The sequence below is a fragment of the Streptomyces sp. NPDC039609 genome (genome assembly GCF_055596705.1).
In genome coordinates this window covers 828,061-844,255 of sequence record NZ_JBVIUJ010000001.1, presented here as the reverse complement: position 1 = coordinate 844,255, position 16,195 = coordinate 828,061, and the positions used below count along the sequence as shown (strand labels likewise).

13 protein-coding genes and 3 pseudogenes are annotated in these 16,195 nt (G+C 70.0%); 6 read left to right on the top strand and 10 right to left on the bottom strand.

The window, feature by feature from the left end; all coding sequences use genetic code 11:
* Nucleotides 1-90 precede the first annotated feature (90 nt).
* Nucleotides 91-1,140 (bottom strand): iron-siderophore ABC transporter substrate-binding protein, encoded by a 1,050-nt coding sequence (locus ACZ561_RS03755; RefSeq protein WP_470989225.1) that lies wholly within the window; start codon nucleotides 1,138-1,140, stop codon nucleotides 91-93.
* Nucleotides 1,141-1,268: 128 nt separating this feature from the next.
* Complete coding sequence (locus tag ACZ561_RS03750) at nucleotides 1,269-2,621, bottom strand: lysine N(6)-hydroxylase/L-ornithine N(5)-oxygenase family protein (RefSeq protein WP_470989222.1); 1,353 nt, start codon at nucleotides 2,619-2,621, stop codon at nucleotides 1,269-1,271.
* Nucleotides 2,622-2,869: 248 nt separating this feature from the next.
* Here ACZ561_RS03750 and ACZ561_RS03745 point away from each other — a divergent pair, with 248 nt between their 5' ends.
* Complete coding sequence (locus ACZ561_RS03745; RefSeq protein ID WP_470989219.1) at nucleotides 2,870-3,817, top strand: methionyl-tRNA formyltransferase; 948 nt, start codon at nucleotides 2,870-2,872, stop codon at nucleotides 3,815-3,817.
* 17 nt (nucleotides 3,818-3,834) lie between these two features.
* The gene (ddaH, locus tag ACZ561_RS03740; protein ID WP_470989216.1) at nucleotides 3,835-4,647 is read left to right on the top strand and encodes a dimethylargininase; all 813 of its coding nucleotides are present in this window, start codon (nucleotides 3,835-3,837) and stop codon (nucleotides 4,645-4,647) included.
* A gap of 94 nt (nucleotides 4,648-4,741) precedes the next feature.
* Here ddaH and ACZ561_RS03735 read toward each other — a convergent pair whose 3' ends face one another.
* Nucleotides 4,742-5,401: a response regulator transcription factor gene (locus ACZ561_RS03735; RefSeq protein ID WP_470989214.1), complete on the bottom strand. Its 660-nt coding sequence runs from the start codon at nucleotides 5,399-5,401 to the stop codon at nucleotides 4,742-4,744.
* Nucleotides 5,398-6,354, bottom strand: coding sequence for a sensor histidine kinase (locus ACZ561_RS03730; protein WP_470989211.1), 957 nt, complete (start codon nucleotides 6,352-6,354; stop codon nucleotides 5,398-5,400). Before ACZ561_RS03730 ends, ACZ561_RS03735 begins: the two co-directional genes overlap by 4 nt.
* Before the next feature lie 257 nt (nucleotides 6,355-6,611).
* Between ACZ561_RS03730 and ACZ561_RS03725 the strand changes: the two genes are divergently transcribed.
* The 3 genes from ACZ561_RS03725 to ACZ561_RS03715 all read left to right on the top strand — a co-directional run bounded on the left by ACZ561_RS03725 (nucleotide 6,612) and on the right by ACZ561_RS03715 (nucleotide 8,785).
* Nucleotides 6,612-7,097, top strand: a complete 486-nt coding sequence (locus tag ACZ561_RS03725; RefSeq protein ID WP_470989208.1) for a cation:proton antiporter regulatory subunit — start codon at nucleotides 6,612-6,614, stop codon at nucleotides 7,095-7,097.
* Nucleotides 7,098-7,101: 4 nt separating this feature from the next.
* Nucleotides 7,102-8,361, top strand: coding sequence for a cation:proton antiporter (locus ACZ561_RS03720; protein ID WP_470989205.1), 1,260 nt, complete (start codon nucleotides 7,102-7,104; stop codon nucleotides 8,359-8,361).
* A 109-nt stretch (nucleotides 8,362-8,470) separates the two neighbouring features.
* Nucleotides 8,471-8,785: a DUF3040 domain-containing protein gene (locus ACZ561_RS03715; RefSeq protein WP_470989202.1), complete on the top strand. Its 315-nt coding sequence runs from the start codon at nucleotides 8,471-8,473 to the stop codon at nucleotides 8,783-8,785.
* Nucleotides 8,786-9,224: 439 nt separating this feature from the next.
* Here the strand turns inward: ACZ561_RS03715 and ACZ561_RS03710 are convergent.
* Nucleotides 9,225-10,106 (bottom strand): annotated as a pseudogene (locus ACZ561_RS03710) (flotillin domain-containing protein); the annotation flags it as partial.
* Between ACZ561_RS03710 and ACZ561_RS03705 the strand changes: the two are divergent.
* A pseudogene (locus tag ACZ561_RS03705) lies at nucleotides 10,099-10,629 on the top strand (substrate-binding domain-containing protein); the annotation flags it as partial. The pseudogenes ACZ561_RS03710 and ACZ561_RS03705 sit on opposite strands and share 8 nt — an antisense overlap.
* 98 nt (nucleotides 10,630-10,727) lie before the next feature.
* On the opposite strand, the gene ACZ561_RS03700 reads toward ACZ561_RS03705, so the two are convergent.
* From ACZ561_RS03700 to ACZ561_RS03680, 5 genes and pseudogenes are all read right to left on the bottom strand, one after another.
* On the bottom strand, nucleotides 10,728-11,870 hold the full coding sequence (locus ACZ561_RS03700; RefSeq protein WP_470989199.1) for a S1 family peptidase: 1,143 nt from the start codon (nucleotides 11,868-11,870) through the stop codon (nucleotides 10,728-10,730).
* 256 nt (nucleotides 11,871-12,126) lie between these two features.
* Nucleotides 12,127-13,339 (bottom strand): annotated as a pseudogene (locus tag ACZ561_RS03695) (LamG domain-containing protein); the annotation flags it as partial.
* A gap of 459 nt (nucleotides 13,340-13,798) precedes the next feature.
* Entirely contained in the window at nucleotides 13,799-14,257 is a 459-nt protein-coding gene (locus ACZ561_RS03690; protein ID WP_470989196.1) for a DUF6114 domain-containing protein, read from the bottom strand.
* Between the two features lie 2 nt (nucleotides 14,258-14,259).
* Nucleotides 14,260-14,916 carry a DUF6230 family protein gene (locus ACZ561_RS03685; protein WP_470989194.1) on the bottom strand — a complete coding sequence of 219 codons (657 nt, stop codon included), beginning with the start codon at nucleotides 14,914-14,916 and terminating at the stop codon, nucleotides 14,260-14,262.
* Nucleotides 14,917-15,127: 211 nt separating this feature from the next.
* Nucleotides 15,128-15,802, bottom strand: coding sequence for a TetR/AcrR family transcriptional regulator (locus ACZ561_RS03680; RefSeq protein ID WP_470989192.1), 675 nt, complete (start codon nucleotides 15,800-15,802; stop codon nucleotides 15,128-15,130).
* Nucleotides 15,803-16,195: the final 393 nt, after the last annotated feature.

Sequence of the window (16,195 nt, the reverse complement as noted above, 5' to 3'; positions counted from 1 at the left end):
GGGCCTTTCCCTGGTGGTGCGCCAGTGGTCGGTGCGGGTCCCACCCCGCCGCGGAATGGCGGCGGGGTGGGACCCGCGGTGGTGCTGCGACTACTTGATGGCCGCCAGCAGCGGCTCGATCTGGTCGATCGCGTACGGAATCGACAGGACCGTGTTGAAGGAGAAGGCCGCGCCGATGTCCGGGTCCTGGTAGGGCACGAACAGATCGCGCTTCTCCTGCTGGACCTTCAGCTTCGTGTAGAGCGGTTCGGCCTTGATCCGGTCGTTGGCCTCGGTGCTGGAGGTGACCCAGACGAGCCGGTCGACGTCGAGCACGTTCAGCTTCTCAGCGCTCAGTTCGGCGACGTTGTAGCCCGGCTTGGCCAGGGAGTCGATCTCGGGCTTCAGCTTGAAACCGAGCTCGGAGAAGAAGATCGCCTTGGGGTCGGTCTTGGTGAACGCGGAGTACTTGCCGGCCTCGAAGCTGTCGGCGACGGCCAGGGTCTTCTGCGCGAACTCGGGGTGCTTGTCCCGGACGGCCTTGAAGCGGGTGTCGATGTCCGTGATCAGCTTCTCGGTCTCGGTGTCCTTGCCGAGCGCCTTGCCGATCTGCCGGGTCATGACCTGCCAGGGCGCGCCGTAGTCGGGGTGCTCCTTGGGCTGGGCGACGACCTTGGTGAACTTGGAGAGCGTGTCGTACTGCTCCTTCTTCATGCCGGAGTACTGGGCGATGACCAGGTCCGGCTGGAGCGCGGCGATCTTCTCCATGTTGTACTCGTCGCGCTCACCGACGATCTGCGGCTGCTCGGATCCCCACTTGTCCTTCGTCCAGGGCCACTTGCCGTACGGCTTCTCCTTGAACCAGTCCACCGAACCGACCGGCTTGATCCCCAGGGCCAGCACGGCGTCCTGGTCGGAGAGGCCGAGCGTGACGATCTTCTTCGGCTCCTTGTCGATCGTCGTGCTGCCGTACTTGTGCGCGACGGTGACCGGGAAGGCGGCGGCCTTCGAGCCGTCACCGGCCCCGGCCGACGGCTTGGACTCCGTCTTCTCGGTGCCGCCCCCACAGGCGGCCAGAGCGAGCGCGGCGACTGCGGCGATGGCCACGCGGGGGATGTTTCTGGCGAACCGCGCGAGCGCGGGACGTGCTCCAGTGGACACGTATGTTCCTTTCACGGGGGTTTCACGGTGCGTGCCACGACCGCCGTGCACGAAGGCGTTGCGGCGGGCGGGGAGTGTGGGGGTGGCGTGCGGGGGGGGGTGGGGCTTCGGGCCCGGGAGCGGCGCTCCTAGCGGGCCGTGCCGATCCCGTCGGCGACCGGTCGCAGGTCGTCGGGGTCGCTCTGCGGGCGCCGGTCGACGATCGAGTCGAGGATCTCGCCGACCCGGATCGCGGTGTTGGAGAGCAGCGACGAGGTGATGCCGTGGGTGTGCTCGGTGCCGCCCTGGAGGTAGATGCCGCACCGCAGTGCGGGGTCGGTGGCGAGGCGGTAGTCCCGCTCGACGCGGACGCGGCCCTGGTCGTCCCGGTGGCAGCGGTCGCCGACCTCGCCGAGGAGGCCGAGGGGCTCGGCCTGGCTGTAGCCGGTGGCGTAGACGACGACGTCGGCGTCCAGGGTCGACTCCTCCCCGGTGACGAGGGAGGTGACGGTGGCACGGACCTTGCCGTCGGTCTCCTCGACGCCGGTGAGGCGGGAGACGTTGATGAAGCGCAGCCGCTCCTTCCCGAGGACCTTCTCCTGGTACGCCTGCCGGTACAGGTCGTCGATCAGGTCGATGTCCACCACGGAGTAGTTGGTGTTGCCGTGGTAGTCCATCAGCTTGCGCTTGATGGCGTCGGGGGCCGTGAAGTACTCGTCGACCGCGACGGGGTCGAAGATGCGGTTGGCGAAGCTGCTGTCGTCAGCGGGGCTGTAGCCGTAGCGGGAGAACACCGCGCAGACCTCGGCCTCGGGGAAGCGCCGGTGCAGGTAGGCGACGTTCTCGGCGGCGCTCTGGCCGGCGCCGACGACGACGAACCGGGTGGGGTCGGCGCCTTCCAGGCCGTCGACCTTCGCCAGCAGTTCGGAGTTGTGCCAGACGCGGTCCGTGCGCTCGACGCCCTCCGGCATCAGCGGGCGAAGTCCGGTGCCGATGACCAGGTTTCGGGCCCGGTGGACCACCGTCTCGGATCCGGAGCGGGCCGTCACGTCCAGGTACTCGATCAGCCCGTCCCGTACGACGGGCTCGACGGCGATGACCTCGTGTCCGTACGAGACCATGTCGTCGACCTTCGCCGCCGCCCACTCGAAGTAGTCGTGGAACTCCACGCGCAGCGGGAAGAGGTTCTTGTGGTTGACGAAGTCGATGAGGCGTTCCCTGCTCTGCAGGTAGCAGAGGAAGCTGTACTCGCTGGCCGGGTTCCGGAGCGTCACCAGGTCCTTGAGGAACGACACTTGCATGGTCGCGTCGTCGATCAGCATGCCGCGATGCCAGCCGAAGCCGGCCTGGCGCTCGAAGAAGTGAGCGGTGACCGCCTCCTGCCTGCCGACACGCGCGTTGTGCTCGCTGAGCGCTATCGCCATGGCCACATTGGACGGCCCGAAGCCGATTCCTATGAGGTCGTGGACCAGAGGTGCGTCGCCAGGATGAACCTGAGACATGTCACTCCCATCGTGCAGGACGGCCGCTTGTGAGGCGTGGGTGAGAACAGGAGTCGGGCACGCCAAGAGCGACACCCAACTGGAACTTAGGTGAGGCTAACCTGATCTGAGCGACCTGTCGAGACGGTTGAGCGAGGCGCCTTGGCTGAAAATCGCCCTCAACGCCCTTCAAAATCACGACTGTTGCACACTTAGGTAAGCCTTGCTTTACTTGGCGCCGGTCAGTCGCTCTCTCGAGGAGGATCCCCATGCGGGTCGTCATGTTCGGTTACCAGACCTGGGGGCATCGCACCCTGCAAGCACTCCTGGACTCCGAGCACGACGTGGTCCTTGTCGTGACACACCCGAAAAGCGAGCACGCCTACGAGAAGATCTGGAGCGACTCGGTCGCCGAGCTGGCCGAGGCGAACGGCGTCCCCGTCGTCATCCGCAACCGGCCCGACGACGAGGAACTGTTCGAGCGCCTCAAGGAGGCCGACGCGGACATCATCGTGGCCAACAACTGGCGCACCTGGATCCCGCCGCGCATCTTCAACCTCCCCCGTCACGGCACACTCAATGTCCACGACTCCCTGCTACCCAAGTACGCCGGCTTCTCACCCCTGATCTGGGCGCTGATCAACGGCGAGCCCGAAGTGGGCGTCACGGCCCATCTGATGGACGACGAGCTCGACGCCGGCGACATCGTCGTGCAGCGGGCGGTCACCGTCGGGCAGACCGACACGACCACGGATCTGTTCCACAAGACGGTGGACCTCATCGCCCCCGTCACGATCGGCGCCCTCGACCTGATCGCCTCCGGGCAGACCGAGTTCACCCGGCAGGACCGTTCCCAGGCCAGCTTCTTCCACAAGCGGGCCGAGGAGGACATCCGGATCAACTGGGACTGGCCCGCCGATGTACTGGAGCGCCTGATCCGCGCCCAGTCCGCCCCGTACCCGGCCGCGTTCACCTTCCACAAGGGCAAGCGCCTCGAAGTGCTGTCCGCCGTGGTCTCCGAGGGCCGGTACGGAGGCACTCCGGGCCGGATCTTCTACCGCGAGGGCGACGGTGTCGTCATCGTCGCGGGAGCCGACGCCCGCACCGGCCGCAACCACGGCCTGGCCATTACTCGCGTCCGCACCGAGGAGGGGCACGAGATGGGCGCGACCGAGTACTTCACCTCCATGGGCGGCTACCTCTCCAGCCGCCCCTGACGATCGGACCCGCATTCATGCGTACCGCACGGCCGCGGCACTACCTCATGTGCCCGCCCACCCACTTCGACGTGGTCTACTCCATCAACCCGTGGATGGACCCGGCGAAGCCCGTCGACACCCAGCTGGCGATCGACCAGTGGGAACGGTTGCGCGAGGTCTACCTGAGCCTCGGGCACACCGTCGACGTGATAGACCCCGTGCCCGGGCTGCCCGACATGGTCTTCGCCGCCAACGGGGCCACGGTCGTCGACGGCCGCGCCCTGGTGGCCAGGTTCCGCGACGCCGAGCGCATCGCGGAGGGCCCGGCGTACCACGACTGGCTGCGCGACAACGGCTTCCCGGACCTGCGCACGGCCAACTTCGTCAACGAGGGTGAGGGCGACTATCTCCTCACCGGGGACTGGCTGCTCGCCGGCACCGGCTTCCGCAGCGATCCCCGCTCGCACGACGAGGCCCAGGAGTTCTTCGGACGTCCCGTCGTCGGCCTCACCCTGGTGGATCCGAACTACTACCACCTGGACACCGCTCTCTCGGTCCTGGACGAGCAGACGATCGCCTACTACCCGCCCGCGTTCTCGCCGGGGAGCCTGGCCGTGCTGCGGCGCCTGTTCCCGGACGCCGTCATCGCCACGGACGAGGACGCGGCCGTCTTCGGTCTCAACGCCACGTCCGACGGCAGGCACGTGGTGCTGCCGCACAACGCCACGGCGCTGATCGAGCAGCTCCGCGCCCGTGGCTTCGACCCGATCGGGGTGGACCTGTCGGAGCTCCTCAAGGCGGGCGGCAGCGTGAAGTGCTGCACGCTGGAGCTGCGCAGCGCCGGCTGAGCACCGGTGGGCCCAGCCGGTCCTGGGCCCACCGGCGGGTGGTGCCGCGCAGGGCGCGAAGCCCCGCGCGGCACCACTCCGGATCCGAACCCGTCTACGGTTCGATCAGTCCGACGCGTATGGCGTAGCGGGTGAGTTCCAGTCGGTCGCGCAACCCCAGCTTCTGGAGCAGGTTGGCACGGTGTCGTTCGACCGTCTTGGCGCTGATGAAGAGCAGGTCGCCGATCTCCTTCGAGGTGTGTCCCTCGGCGACGAGTTTGAGGATCTCCTCCTCCCGGTCCGTGATGGCCTTGTCGGGCAGCGGTCTGCCCTGCTCGGCCCGGTCCAGGTACTTGCGGATCAGGGCCGTCTCCGCGCCCGGGTAGATGAAGGGTTCGTCGCGCATCGCGGCCCGGCACGCCTCGACGAGATCGCGGTCGGCGACGGACTTGAGCACGTAACCGCTCGCGCCGGCCTTGAGCGCTTCGAAGAAGTACTGCTCGTTGTCGTACATCGTGAGGATCAGGATCCTCACCTGCGGCTGGAGACGGCTGAGTTCGCGGGCCGCCTGGAGGCCCGTCTGCCGGGGCATGGAGATGTCGAGGACGGCCAGATCGATCTGCTCGGTCCGGGCGAGGGCGACCGCCTCGGCTCCGTCCGCGGCTTCGGCGACGACGGTGAGGTCGGGCTCGGCGTCCAGGATGAGACGCACACCGCCGCGCACCAGCGCGTGGTCGTCCGCCAGCAGGATGCGGGTGGAGCCCGCCGTGGTCATGCTGTCCTCCCCTTCGCTCCGCCCGTGGCGTCCAGGCGGACCTCGGTCCCTCCGCCCTCGCCGGGACCGATCGTCAGATCCGCGCCGATGAGCAGGGCGCGCTCGCGCATCCCTCGGATGCCGGCTCCTTCGGCCACCCGTCCGATCCCCCGGCCGTCGTCCCGGACCCGCAGCCGTACTCCGCCTTGGGGCAGAGCGCTCAGGTGCAGATCGACGCGGCTCGCGCCCGAGTGACGCGCGGTGTTGGTGAGCCCTTCCTGGGCGACGCGGTAGAGGACGAGCTCGGTCTCCTGGTCGAGCCTCGGGAGGCCGGCGTCGATGTGGGGCCGTACGGTCACTCCGCGGGTGGAGAACTCGGTGGCCAGGGACCTGAGCGCGCTGAGCAGTCCCAGCTCCTCCAGAACTCCGGGCCGCAGGCGGCGCGCGATGCGCCGGATCTCGTCGAGGCTCCCGCGGGTGGTCTCCTGCGCCTGCCGCAGTTCGTCCCGGAGCGCGTCCGGCGCGTGGTCGGCGGAGTGCTTCAGCTGAAGGAGTACGGCGGTCAGGGTCTGGCCGACCTCGTCGTGGAGCTCCTGCGCGATGCGCTGGCGTTCCGCCTCCTGTGCCGACAGGACACGGGCGCTGCTGGTGGCTCGTTCGGCTTCGAGGCGGTCGAGCATCGTGTTGAACGTGCGGGTCAGCTCGACCATCTCGCCATGGCCCGTCACCTCGGTGCGTCGGCCGGGCTTGAGGAGGTCGGCGGTCAGCATCGCCCGGGTGAGCCGCTGGAACGGTGCGAGGCCGACCCGGAGCAGGAATGCGTTGACGATGAGCATCGCGACCAGCCCGGCCACGAGGACGACGGCCTCACCGAAGAGCACAGGGGTGGAGACGGTGACCGGGCCCAGCAGCAGGAGCACCGCGACAACGAGGACAGCGGCGTTCAGCAGGAAGATCCGCCAGTACAGCGACACGGTCCTGCCTCTCCCGGCCGGCGCGTCGTCCGCCCGGCCCCTTGCGCATGTTCTTCGTCCCGCAGGCACCCGGTGACCTGCGGCGGGGCCCATGTCCCCGCTCCATCCTGACCAGTGTCCCAGGGTCATGTCCATCCGTACCGACACCCATGTCCCGCACCTCGGCGCGGATGGCACCATGTCGGGGCCACGGGGCGACGGAAGCGTCGCTCCCCCGTGGCGGAACCCTGGTTGTGACGAGCAGAAGGGACGGGCCTGTGCCTGCTCCGCGGATGAGAACGACACCCTTGCCCGGCATCGGTGTCCAATACGACCTCACCACGCGTGAGCACCGCCATCTGTCGGTCATCGCGCACCGCGACGGCACCCGGTCGGTGAACGTCTACCGGGCCGACGACCCCGACGCATGTGCCCAGTCGCTCCATCTGACCGAGGCGGAGACGGCCTCGCTGATCGACGCGCTGATGCCCGCCCACCACAGTCCGAACGTGCTGCACACGACCGATCTGGGACTGGTCGCGGAGCGCATCGAGCTGTCCGCGCAGTCCCACTGGAACGGAAGGATGCTCGGCGAGATGCGGATGCGTACCGAGACGGGAGCATCCATCGTCGCCGTACTGCGCCGGTCCGGTGCGATCCCCTCCCCGACGCCGGACTTCCGGCTCGCCGGCGGGGACACCCTCATCGTCATCGGCACCCGCGAGGGTGTCGACGCCGCCGCCCTGATACTCGGACAGGAGTGATCGCGTGCATTCCGCGATCTTCCTGATCGAATTCGGCGCGATCATCCTCGCTCTCGGCCTGTTGGGACGATTCGCCGGCCGCTTCCAGTTCTCACCGATACCGCTGTATCTGCTGGCCGGACTCGCCTTCGGCGAAGGTGGTCTGCTGCCGCTGGGGGCGAGCGAGGAGTTCGTCGCGATCGGCGCCGAGATCGGTGTGATCCTGCTGCTCCTCATGCTGGGCCTGGAGTACACGGCGAGCGATCTCGTCTCCAATCTGAAGACCCAATACCCGGCCGGGCTGGTCGACTTCGCGCTCAACGCGCTGCCCGGCGCGGCGGCGGCACTGCTGCTGGGATGGGGCCCGGTGGCCGCCGTCGTACTGGGCGGCGTCACCTGGATCTCGTCGTCCGGCGTCATCGCGAAGGTCCTGGGCGACCTCGGGCGGCTCGGCAACCGTGAGACGCCCGTGATCCTGAGCATCCTGGTGCTCGAGGACCTCGCGATGGCCGTGTACCTGCCCATCATCACGGCGCTGCTCGCGGGGGTGAGCCTCGCGGCCGGCAGCGCGACCCTGGCGATCGCGCTCGGCGTGGCGGGCCTGGTGCTCTTCGTCGCGGTCCGTTACGGCAGGGTGATCTCCCGCTTCGTGTCCAGCGACGACCCGGAGAAGCTGCTCCTGGTGGTTCTCGGACTCACCCTGCTGGTCGCGGGCATCGCGCAGCAGCTCCAGGTCTCGGCGGCGGTGGGGGCGTTCCTCGTCGGCATCGCCCTGTCCGGTGAGGTCGCCGAAGGGGCCCACGCCCTGCTCAGCCCCCTGCGGGACCTGTTCGCGGCGGTCTTCTTCGTCTTCTTCGGCCTGCACACCGACCCGGCCAGCATCCCGCCGGTGATCCTCCCGGCGTTCGTCCTCGCCGTCGTCACCGCCCTGACCAAGATCGCCACGGGTTACTGGGCCGCCCGGCGCGCCGGCATCGGAGCGAAGGGGCGCTGGCGGGCGGGCGGCACCCTCGTGGCGCGCGGAGAGTTCTCCATCGTCATCGCAGGCCTCGCCGTCACCGCCGGCGTACAGCCCGAGCTGGGCCCTTTCGCCACCGCGTACGTCCTGGTCCTCGTCGTGATCGGACCGCTCACCGCCCGCTACGCCGAGCCGATCGCCACCCGCCTCACCCGCGGCCGGGGCCCGTCCCCGGCCGCGCTCACCACCAGGGAAACCGTCCCCATGCCCGGGGCGTCGCAGATCGTGGACGGCGCGGACGAACGCGGCGCGGCGGAGCGCGCGTGAGCGAGCGTCCCACGTGAGCGAGGGTGCCGGGCACTGGGCTGCCGGATCGGGACTTGGCGTTCACAATGGAAGAGGACGCGGCTCGTGTGCCGACCCGGAGGGGGCCGCTATGAGTCCTCATGCAGACGACCGACAGATCCTCTCGGAGATCGAGCAGGGTCTCATACGCGAGGACCCCCGCCTGGCATCGCTGTTCGGAACGTTGGAGCAGCGGGTTCCTCAAGAGCCTGAACCGGAGTCAGGCGGTGAGGACGTACGCCCGAAGCGGGATCGCCGCGTGGTCGTGGCGATCGTCCTGGCCGTCATCGCGGTGCTGGCTCTCCTTCTCACCATGATCTGGAGCGCTTCCCCGGCCCCGCCCGCCGACGACACCGGGCCGGGCCCGCTCACCCTGTCCGCACCCGCGTCCACGACGTGGATGTAGCACCCGTGTCCGCCCCGCCGCGCTCACGCGCCCGGGCCGGGCGAGGAACGCGGCCCGCATGTTGATCTCGTCGTCCTCGTAGAGCAGAGCGAGGGCCGCGGCCCGGCCGACACCGACCTCCCTGAGGGTCTGCTCGCCGGGTGCGGAGGCGTTCACCTCTCGTACGCCCGCGGGCGAGCTTGTCGCGCCTTCCAGACCCCGGGCCGGGGGCACGATCAAGGAGACGCTCTGCCGGTAGACATCGGCGAGCTCCGCCGCGATGCGGTGCGCGAGTGCGTCGTCCCCACACACGAGCATGTGCTCACCGGACTGTGGCCACTCGGTCGGCGGCACTACGGACATGACTCCCCTTCGGACACCGCGGCCGCGGACGATCGTGGCTGTGGTGGACGATCGTGGCTGAGAGGGAGGGGAGTCATGCCTCCCCTCCCAGGACGCCTCAGTGGTCGGTGATCTCGACGGCTCCGTTGTCGGTCGGTGTGGCCGTTGTGGTGTCCGGTGCCGGCTTGGGCCGTGTGATGCCTTGGAGGAGGGCGGCGAGGTCGATGCCGGTGGTGGAGGAGAGGAGTTCCATGCCCTGGGTGACGTTGTCGGTGACGGTACGGGTCAGCTGGCTGGCGCCGTCGGTGGAGATGACGGTCATCCTGTCGACGGCGGACAGGGGTTCGGACGCCTTGGCGACGACCTGGGGCAGGATCTCGACGAGCATCTGCAGGACGGCCGCGTCGCCGTACTGCGCGAACGCGTCGGCCTTCTTCCGCATCGCCTCCGCCTCCGCGGAGCCCTTGGCGGCGATCGCGGCGGCCTGCGCCTCGCCCTCGATGCGTACGGCGTCGGCGAGTGCGGCGCGGTGGGCCTTCTCGCCCTCACCGGTCAGGCGGGAGCGCTGGGCGTCGGCCTCGGCCTCCTTGACCAGGGCGATCCGGCGGGCTTCTGCCTCCTGCTCGGCCTGGTAGCGGGCGGCGTCGGCGGGCTTGCGGACCTGGGTGTCGAGCTGACGGTCGGTCAGGGCCGCCTGACGCTCGGCGACCTTCTCCTGCTCGGCGAGGATCTGCTGCTGACGGTCGGCCTCGGCGAGCGGACCGGCGGCGTTCGCCTGAGCGGCGGCCTCATCGGTCTGGGCCTTGATCTCGGCCTGCTTCAGGTAGAGAGTCCGCTGAGCGATCGCGATCTCCTCCTCGGCCTTCAACCGGGCCTGCTCGGCCGCACGGCGGGCGACGGCCTCGGCGATGTCGGCCTCCTGCTTGGCACGGGCGGCCTCCGGACGGCCGAGGTCCTCCAGATAGGAGCCCTCGGTGGTGATGTCCTGGATCGTCGCCGCCGCTCGGGTCGCCGTGCGGCATCTGATCGACCTGGGCCGCCGGGACCTGGCGTTCCTGGGGGCACGGCGCGGGCAGCAGAGCCGTCCCGCCCTTGCTGCGGCTGCGGGGGTGGCGTGAGGAGCTCGACGCCTCGGGTCTGCCCCACGACGAGGGCCTGGTGGCGACCACGGAGGGCTGGGGGCACGCCGACGGGGCGCGCGCCATGGCATATCTCCTCGACTCGGGGCGGCGCCCTGACGCCGTGTTCGCGTACAACGACCTGATCGCCATCGGCGCCATGCGGGTACTGTCCGAGCGTGGACTACGCGTGCCGGAGGACGTCGCCGTGGTGGGGTTCGACGCCGTCGTCGAAGGGCGCTACGGCGCGGTGACCCTCACGTCCGTCTCGCCCGACAAGCCGGCCATCGCACGGGCCGCCGTCGAGGCCGTCCTCGCCGGTCTCCTGGACAAGGAGTACGTGCCCCGACGTGTGCAGGCGGACTTCGAGCGGTGGAGCGGGAGAGCACGCTCGGCCGTCGCTGACCGCCCGGACCCCGGACGGTCCGCGACCACCTGCGTACTCCCCCGCCCCGAGCCTGCGCGCGTGCGTCCGCGCGGACCGGGCGTCGTCGACCGGCCGATCAGGCGGTGTGGAGGGTCAGGCCGTAACGTCCGAGGATCTCGTTGACGGGCTGGAACCACGTCTCACCGCCGGAGGAGCAGTTGCCCCAGCCGCCGGAGGTGACCCCCTGGGCCTGGTCGCCGCTGATGAAGGACCCGCCGGAGTCGCCTCCTTCCGCGCACACGCTCGTCTTCGTCATCTGGTGCACGGCGCCCTGGCTGTAATTGACGGTCTCGTTCTTGGCCAGGACGGTTCCGCAGTGCCAGCGGGTCGTGGAGCCCGAGCGGCAGATCGACGCGCCGATGGGAGCCTCCGCGGACCCGCGGACGAGCCGGTCCGGTACGGTCCCCCAGCCGAGCACCACGGGCACCGTCCACCAGCCGCTGTGGATGCTGACGTACGCGTAGTCGTCGCCGGGGAACGAGGAGCCCTGGAAGGTGCCCATGGCGGAGCCGTCCCAGCCGCGTACGGCGGCGCCGGCCCGCCCGCAGTGCCCGGCGGTGACGAATCCACCGTGCACGGAGAAGCCGATGGAACAGCGGACGTTGCCGGTGTAGTACGGATCGCCGCCCACGGTGCCCGCGGCGTAGGTCTGCGGAGCGTTCGCCGTCTCGACGACGGTGACGGGGCCCGTCGTGCGCGCTCGTGCGACGAAGGCGCGCACGGCGGGCTCGGCGCGGGCAGCCCGGATCACCGTGAGGACGACGCTGTTGGACCTCGGGTCGACGTGCCAGCCGGCGACGCCGGCGGGAGCGGCGAGCGCGTCCAGGCGGGACTTGGCGCGGTCGAGCGTGGCGGCGCTGTGGCGTACGAGGCGTGTGTCGACGCCCAGCGCGCGGACGTCGGCCTCCTCGTTCCGGTCGGTGAGGGCGACGACGAGTCGTCCCGTGGTCGCCTCGAACCATGCTCCGCCGTAGGAGCGGCCCGTAATGCGGCGTGCGTCGCTCTCCACGCGCGTCGCCGCCTGCTCGGCCCGTAACCGCTTCTCGGCCTGGTACTTCGTCAGACCGAGGTCCCGCTGCATGGCATCGAGGAGTCCGGACGACACCGTGGGCGGATCGGCCGCGGGGGCGGCGCTCGCGGTTCCGGAGTGGGCACCGCCGAGTCCGACGGTCAGCAACAGGGCCGCGACGGCGGCGCGGAGGGCGGATGTGCGTCTCACGGAGCCTCCTGGTGAGGGAAGTCGGAACCATCTGAGAGCGCTCTCAGCGAGCGTCACGACCACGCTAGCGGGAGATGCTTGTCAGGTCCATACCAAGCACACTCGCGGCAACCGCCCCGTCGCGAGGCTCGCTCGCGACGGGGCGGCACACACGCGGAGCCACCGCACCGGCATGCGCTCCCCCGGCACACGCGCGGGGCGTGCGCCGGGCAGCGACGGATCGAGCGGCACGGCCCTCCGGCCGCGCCGCTCGGTACTACGGCTTCTCCTGGGCGTTGAATGCGGCCACCTCCTGGGTGGTGAGGGCCCTGTCGTAGGCGTGGACCTGGTCGACCGAACCGTTCCAGAAGTCGACGTTCCCGCCGTTCCACCGAGCGCGGCCCACGGAGAACGGTCCGGTGCTCACGTCCGCCGGTCCGGGGATGGCGGTCGCCACGAGAGCGCCGTCGACGTAGAGCCTGATCTCGTTCTTCGCGGCGTCACGGACGCCGACGAGGTGGTACCAGCGGCCCGGTTCGGGGGTGGTGACGTAGCGGGCGCGGTTGCCGCCGGGCGTGCTGAAGGCGAAGGCGCCCTGCCCGTACTGCAGGTAGAAGGGGTTCTCCTGGCGCCGTCCGTCCTGGCTGACCACGGTGGCGTAGTTGCCGGGAAGGGAGTCGAGCGTCGCCCAGGCGGAGACGGAGTAGCTCGTGGTGGTGTCGAGCACGGGGCCGTCGGTCTGGGCGTACCGACCCTGGCCGTCGAACGTCAGGGCGCTGCCGCTCACCCCGGCGGTCCAGGTGGTGCCCTCGGTGAGCTTCAGGGGCTTGGCGTTGGGCCCGCGTCCCGTGCCGTGGTGCCTGCGCCCTCGTCGAGTGCCCAGGATCCGCCGCCCTTCAGCTGGTCGCGCTCGCCGGCGGCGGCGCCCGCCGCGATGACCTTCAGGTTGATCTCCCGTACCCGCACCGGGTCGATCTTGATGTCCCGACGGTCGTACGTGTAGAGGCCGTTGAGCTCGTTCTCCAGGTCGGAGATCTGGGTGCAGACGAACCGGAGAGTTCGGCGCCGGCGGCCTCCAGGTAGTACTTCTCGGTGTTCTCGACGTACGTGCGAGTCAGTGCCTCCTTGTCGGCGACACCGCTGTAGATCACCGTCGGGGCGCCAGGCCACATGTGGCCGGGGGTGCGCAGGGTGAAGCCGCCGTGCTCACCGTCCATCGCGGCCCGTTTCGTATCGGGGAAGGCCGGGTCGGTGTTGTTGTAGTCGTGGTGGTCGATGATGTCGCCCTTGCCCGAATCACCCTTGGAGTTACAGCAGTTGACACCGCTGTGGGCGTTGACGACACGGGAGGGGTCGGCCTGCTTCACGGACTCGGCGATACGGCCGGTCTCCTCGCGGTTCCACTCGCCCCAGCCCTCGTCGAAGACGATCCAGCCGATGACGGACGGCGCGTTGTGGTGCTGGCGCATCATCTCCCGCCCCTGGTCGACACATGGCAACCCGTGCTGCGCCTCCGCCGCCCGCGCCGCCGCGTACGCCCGGCCTGCTGCCGTAGCCGATCAGCCGGTGGCCCACGGTGTCCCAGAACCACGGCAGGTGGGCCGGCGGCAGCCGCCGCGCGTGTGCGGCCATCGAGTCGACGAACCGACCGGGCTTGGTCCAGGACCGGTTGCGTTCGGAGCCCATGTCGTCGATCAGGTCACGGGCGGTCACGGCCGCGTCCGGGTCGTGTGGGGCGACCCAGTCGGCATAGGTCGTCGAGAGATGCGTATCGGCAGTGGGCACCAAGGAATCAAGCGAGACGATCACGCCTGGATCGTCGCATGCCCCACCGACATCGCCCCCGTGGGCCGACGGGAGGACAGGGACGGTGGCCGACCGTGCTGCCGGGCGCCGGCTCTGTGGAGCCGGCGCCCGGCGGGTGCGTGGGTCAGGTATCGGTCAGGGTGTCACGCCTGCTTCTCCCGGGGCGTGCCCGCGCGGCGCCATCGGCGCCTCGGCTGGTCGGGGAGCCAGCCGAAGGCGAGTGAGCTGCCGAGGAGGCCGAGGAGCATGCCGACGAAGAAGCCGCCCAGGTTCGACGTGACCCAGGTCGCCAGCGAGGCCAGGACCGCGACGATCGAGTAGAACAGCCGCTGACGTGGGTTGAGGACGATGAGTGCGCCGCACAGGATCATGATCACCGGCAGTACGTAGCCGACGAGACTGTCCGCGCCCGCCGTGAGGACGACGGAGATGCTCGCCTGCTGGGTGAGCAGGATCTCGGCGCCGCCCAGGGCGATGGCGAGGCCCGCCCCGAAGGGGCGGCGGTGGCGCCATCGGCGGAACGTCCGCCAGGGGTGCCGCCCGCTCGGGGCGGGCGGGCCGGTGTCCGCGGGTTCGACGGTGGTATCCGACCCGGCCGCCATGGTCAGCAGCCCTTCGAGCTGAAGCTCATGTGCAGGTCGGGCAGGGTGAACCGGGTCGCGGTGGTGGCGTAGTTGGTCTGGCGTACATTCTTGATGGTGACGGTGTCCGCCTGCTGGCCGAAGACTCCGAGCGGCCCCTTGACCGGGGGTTTGTCGAAGGTGCTGGCGTCCCCGCCGATCTCGATGTTGTCGAACGCGGCGACCTTGCCGGAGATCTCGGTGGAGTCCGTGGTCAGCCCCGACGCCTTCACCGGTGTGCCCTTGTTGCCCGCAGTGATGTGCAGGAAGGTGCCGCCGAGCTCCACGCTCTGGCAGAGGTTGGTGAGCTCCGCCTCTCGGATGGCGGTGATGATGACCAGCACCTGCCCGCCGGTGTCGCCGGCGTTGGGGCTGCCCTCGGGCATGTTGTCCAGGCCCCCGAACTGACCGAAGCCGGTGCCCTGCAGGGTGTCGGCCGTCACGGTGAACGGCATGCCGGAGATGGCGAACTGGGCGGCGAGCGCGCCCTGCGCGGTGAGGACGACGAGGGTGGAGGCGATCGCGAACGCGGGTGCGCCCATCAGGGCCGCGCGCCGGAAGCGCACTCTGCCACGGCGCTCGGAGCCGTCGGCCGGGGATAAGGGGGAGGTGGTGCCCGTGGGGTCTTCGGACAGAGCCATGAGGTGCTCCTGACATGAGTGAGGAAACAGACCTGTGGCGGCGATGTCCTGGCGCGGACGGTTCCCCCACCTGCCTGGGTCTTCCTCGGACTCGTGCCGAGGCGGCATGCCGCAGGGAACCTCTCGGACCGTACGCCCGACATTACTCCCGAGTCAACTACTGTGCGAATAGCGGGTGTTGGCGATGCAGACCGATGGTGCCGGTGGGGCCTCAGGGGCTCGTGAACGGTGACACGACGACATGCACCAGGATGTCGAGGAGCCGCGGAAGCTCCCCGGTCCGGTCCTCGTCGACCGCGCGGTGGACCGCCGCGTGCACGGCCCCGACGACGGTCGCCACCAGCTCCTCCCTCTCCACACCGGGCGGAGCGGGGGGTGCGTCCACGAAGAACCGCCGGAAACTGGCCAGAAGTTCGGCACGGGTCCGTCGCCCGGCCGGCCCCGTGGACTCGATCTCGACCACCATTCTCGCGAAGGCGGGCGTCTGCCCGAGGAGTGTCAGCATCACCCGCAGCCCGGCCCGTACGGCCGTCGGCCACTGCGCTCCGCCGCCCGCCGTGTCGTAAGCCTCCTGCATGGCCCCCACCACCACCTGCGTACCGCCGCGGTACGCGGCCAGCACGGCGTCCTCCTTGCCTGTGAACAGGGCGTAGAACACCGGACGGGTCACCCCCGCGGCAGCACAGATGTCGCTGATCCGGGCACCGCCGTACCCGTTCGCCGCGACGGTTCGGGCGACACCGTCGAGCAGCCGCTCCCGCTGCCGCGACGCGACCTGTTCGGGCGTCAGCCGCCGCGGTCCCGGGCGCAGGGAGCGTTCCGGTTCGCGGCCCGTGCGGGCTCCCGGCAGGATCGGTCTCTCCTCGGTCGGGCGAGCGCTCTTCATCGGCCACATCTCCCAGGGCTGTTGACGTCACATACTCGGCAGGTTTACAACCCTGATGGGTTTTCCTCTCGTGTGTCCGGTGGAGGAGCTCCGCGGGACGGGATCGTCTCCACCACCACACACCGCACGGCGTATCCCGCTCCTCCGTGTATCACGCTCCACCGTGCCCCGCGACACCGCTCCGCCGATCCGTGGCGCCGGATCGGCCCGGTGGTGATCGCGTACCGCTTGCACGCCCGTACGAGCCGTGTTCCCCCTCGATCGGCGTTCTCCGCCGTGCCGCACCCCACGCTGCCCGGCCGCACCGTTCCTTCTCTCGCTCCTCTTCCCCCAGCCCCCTTCCCCACGCCCCCCGCCGCCCACGCCCGCCGAACCCCCGGCGGACGCCGCTGG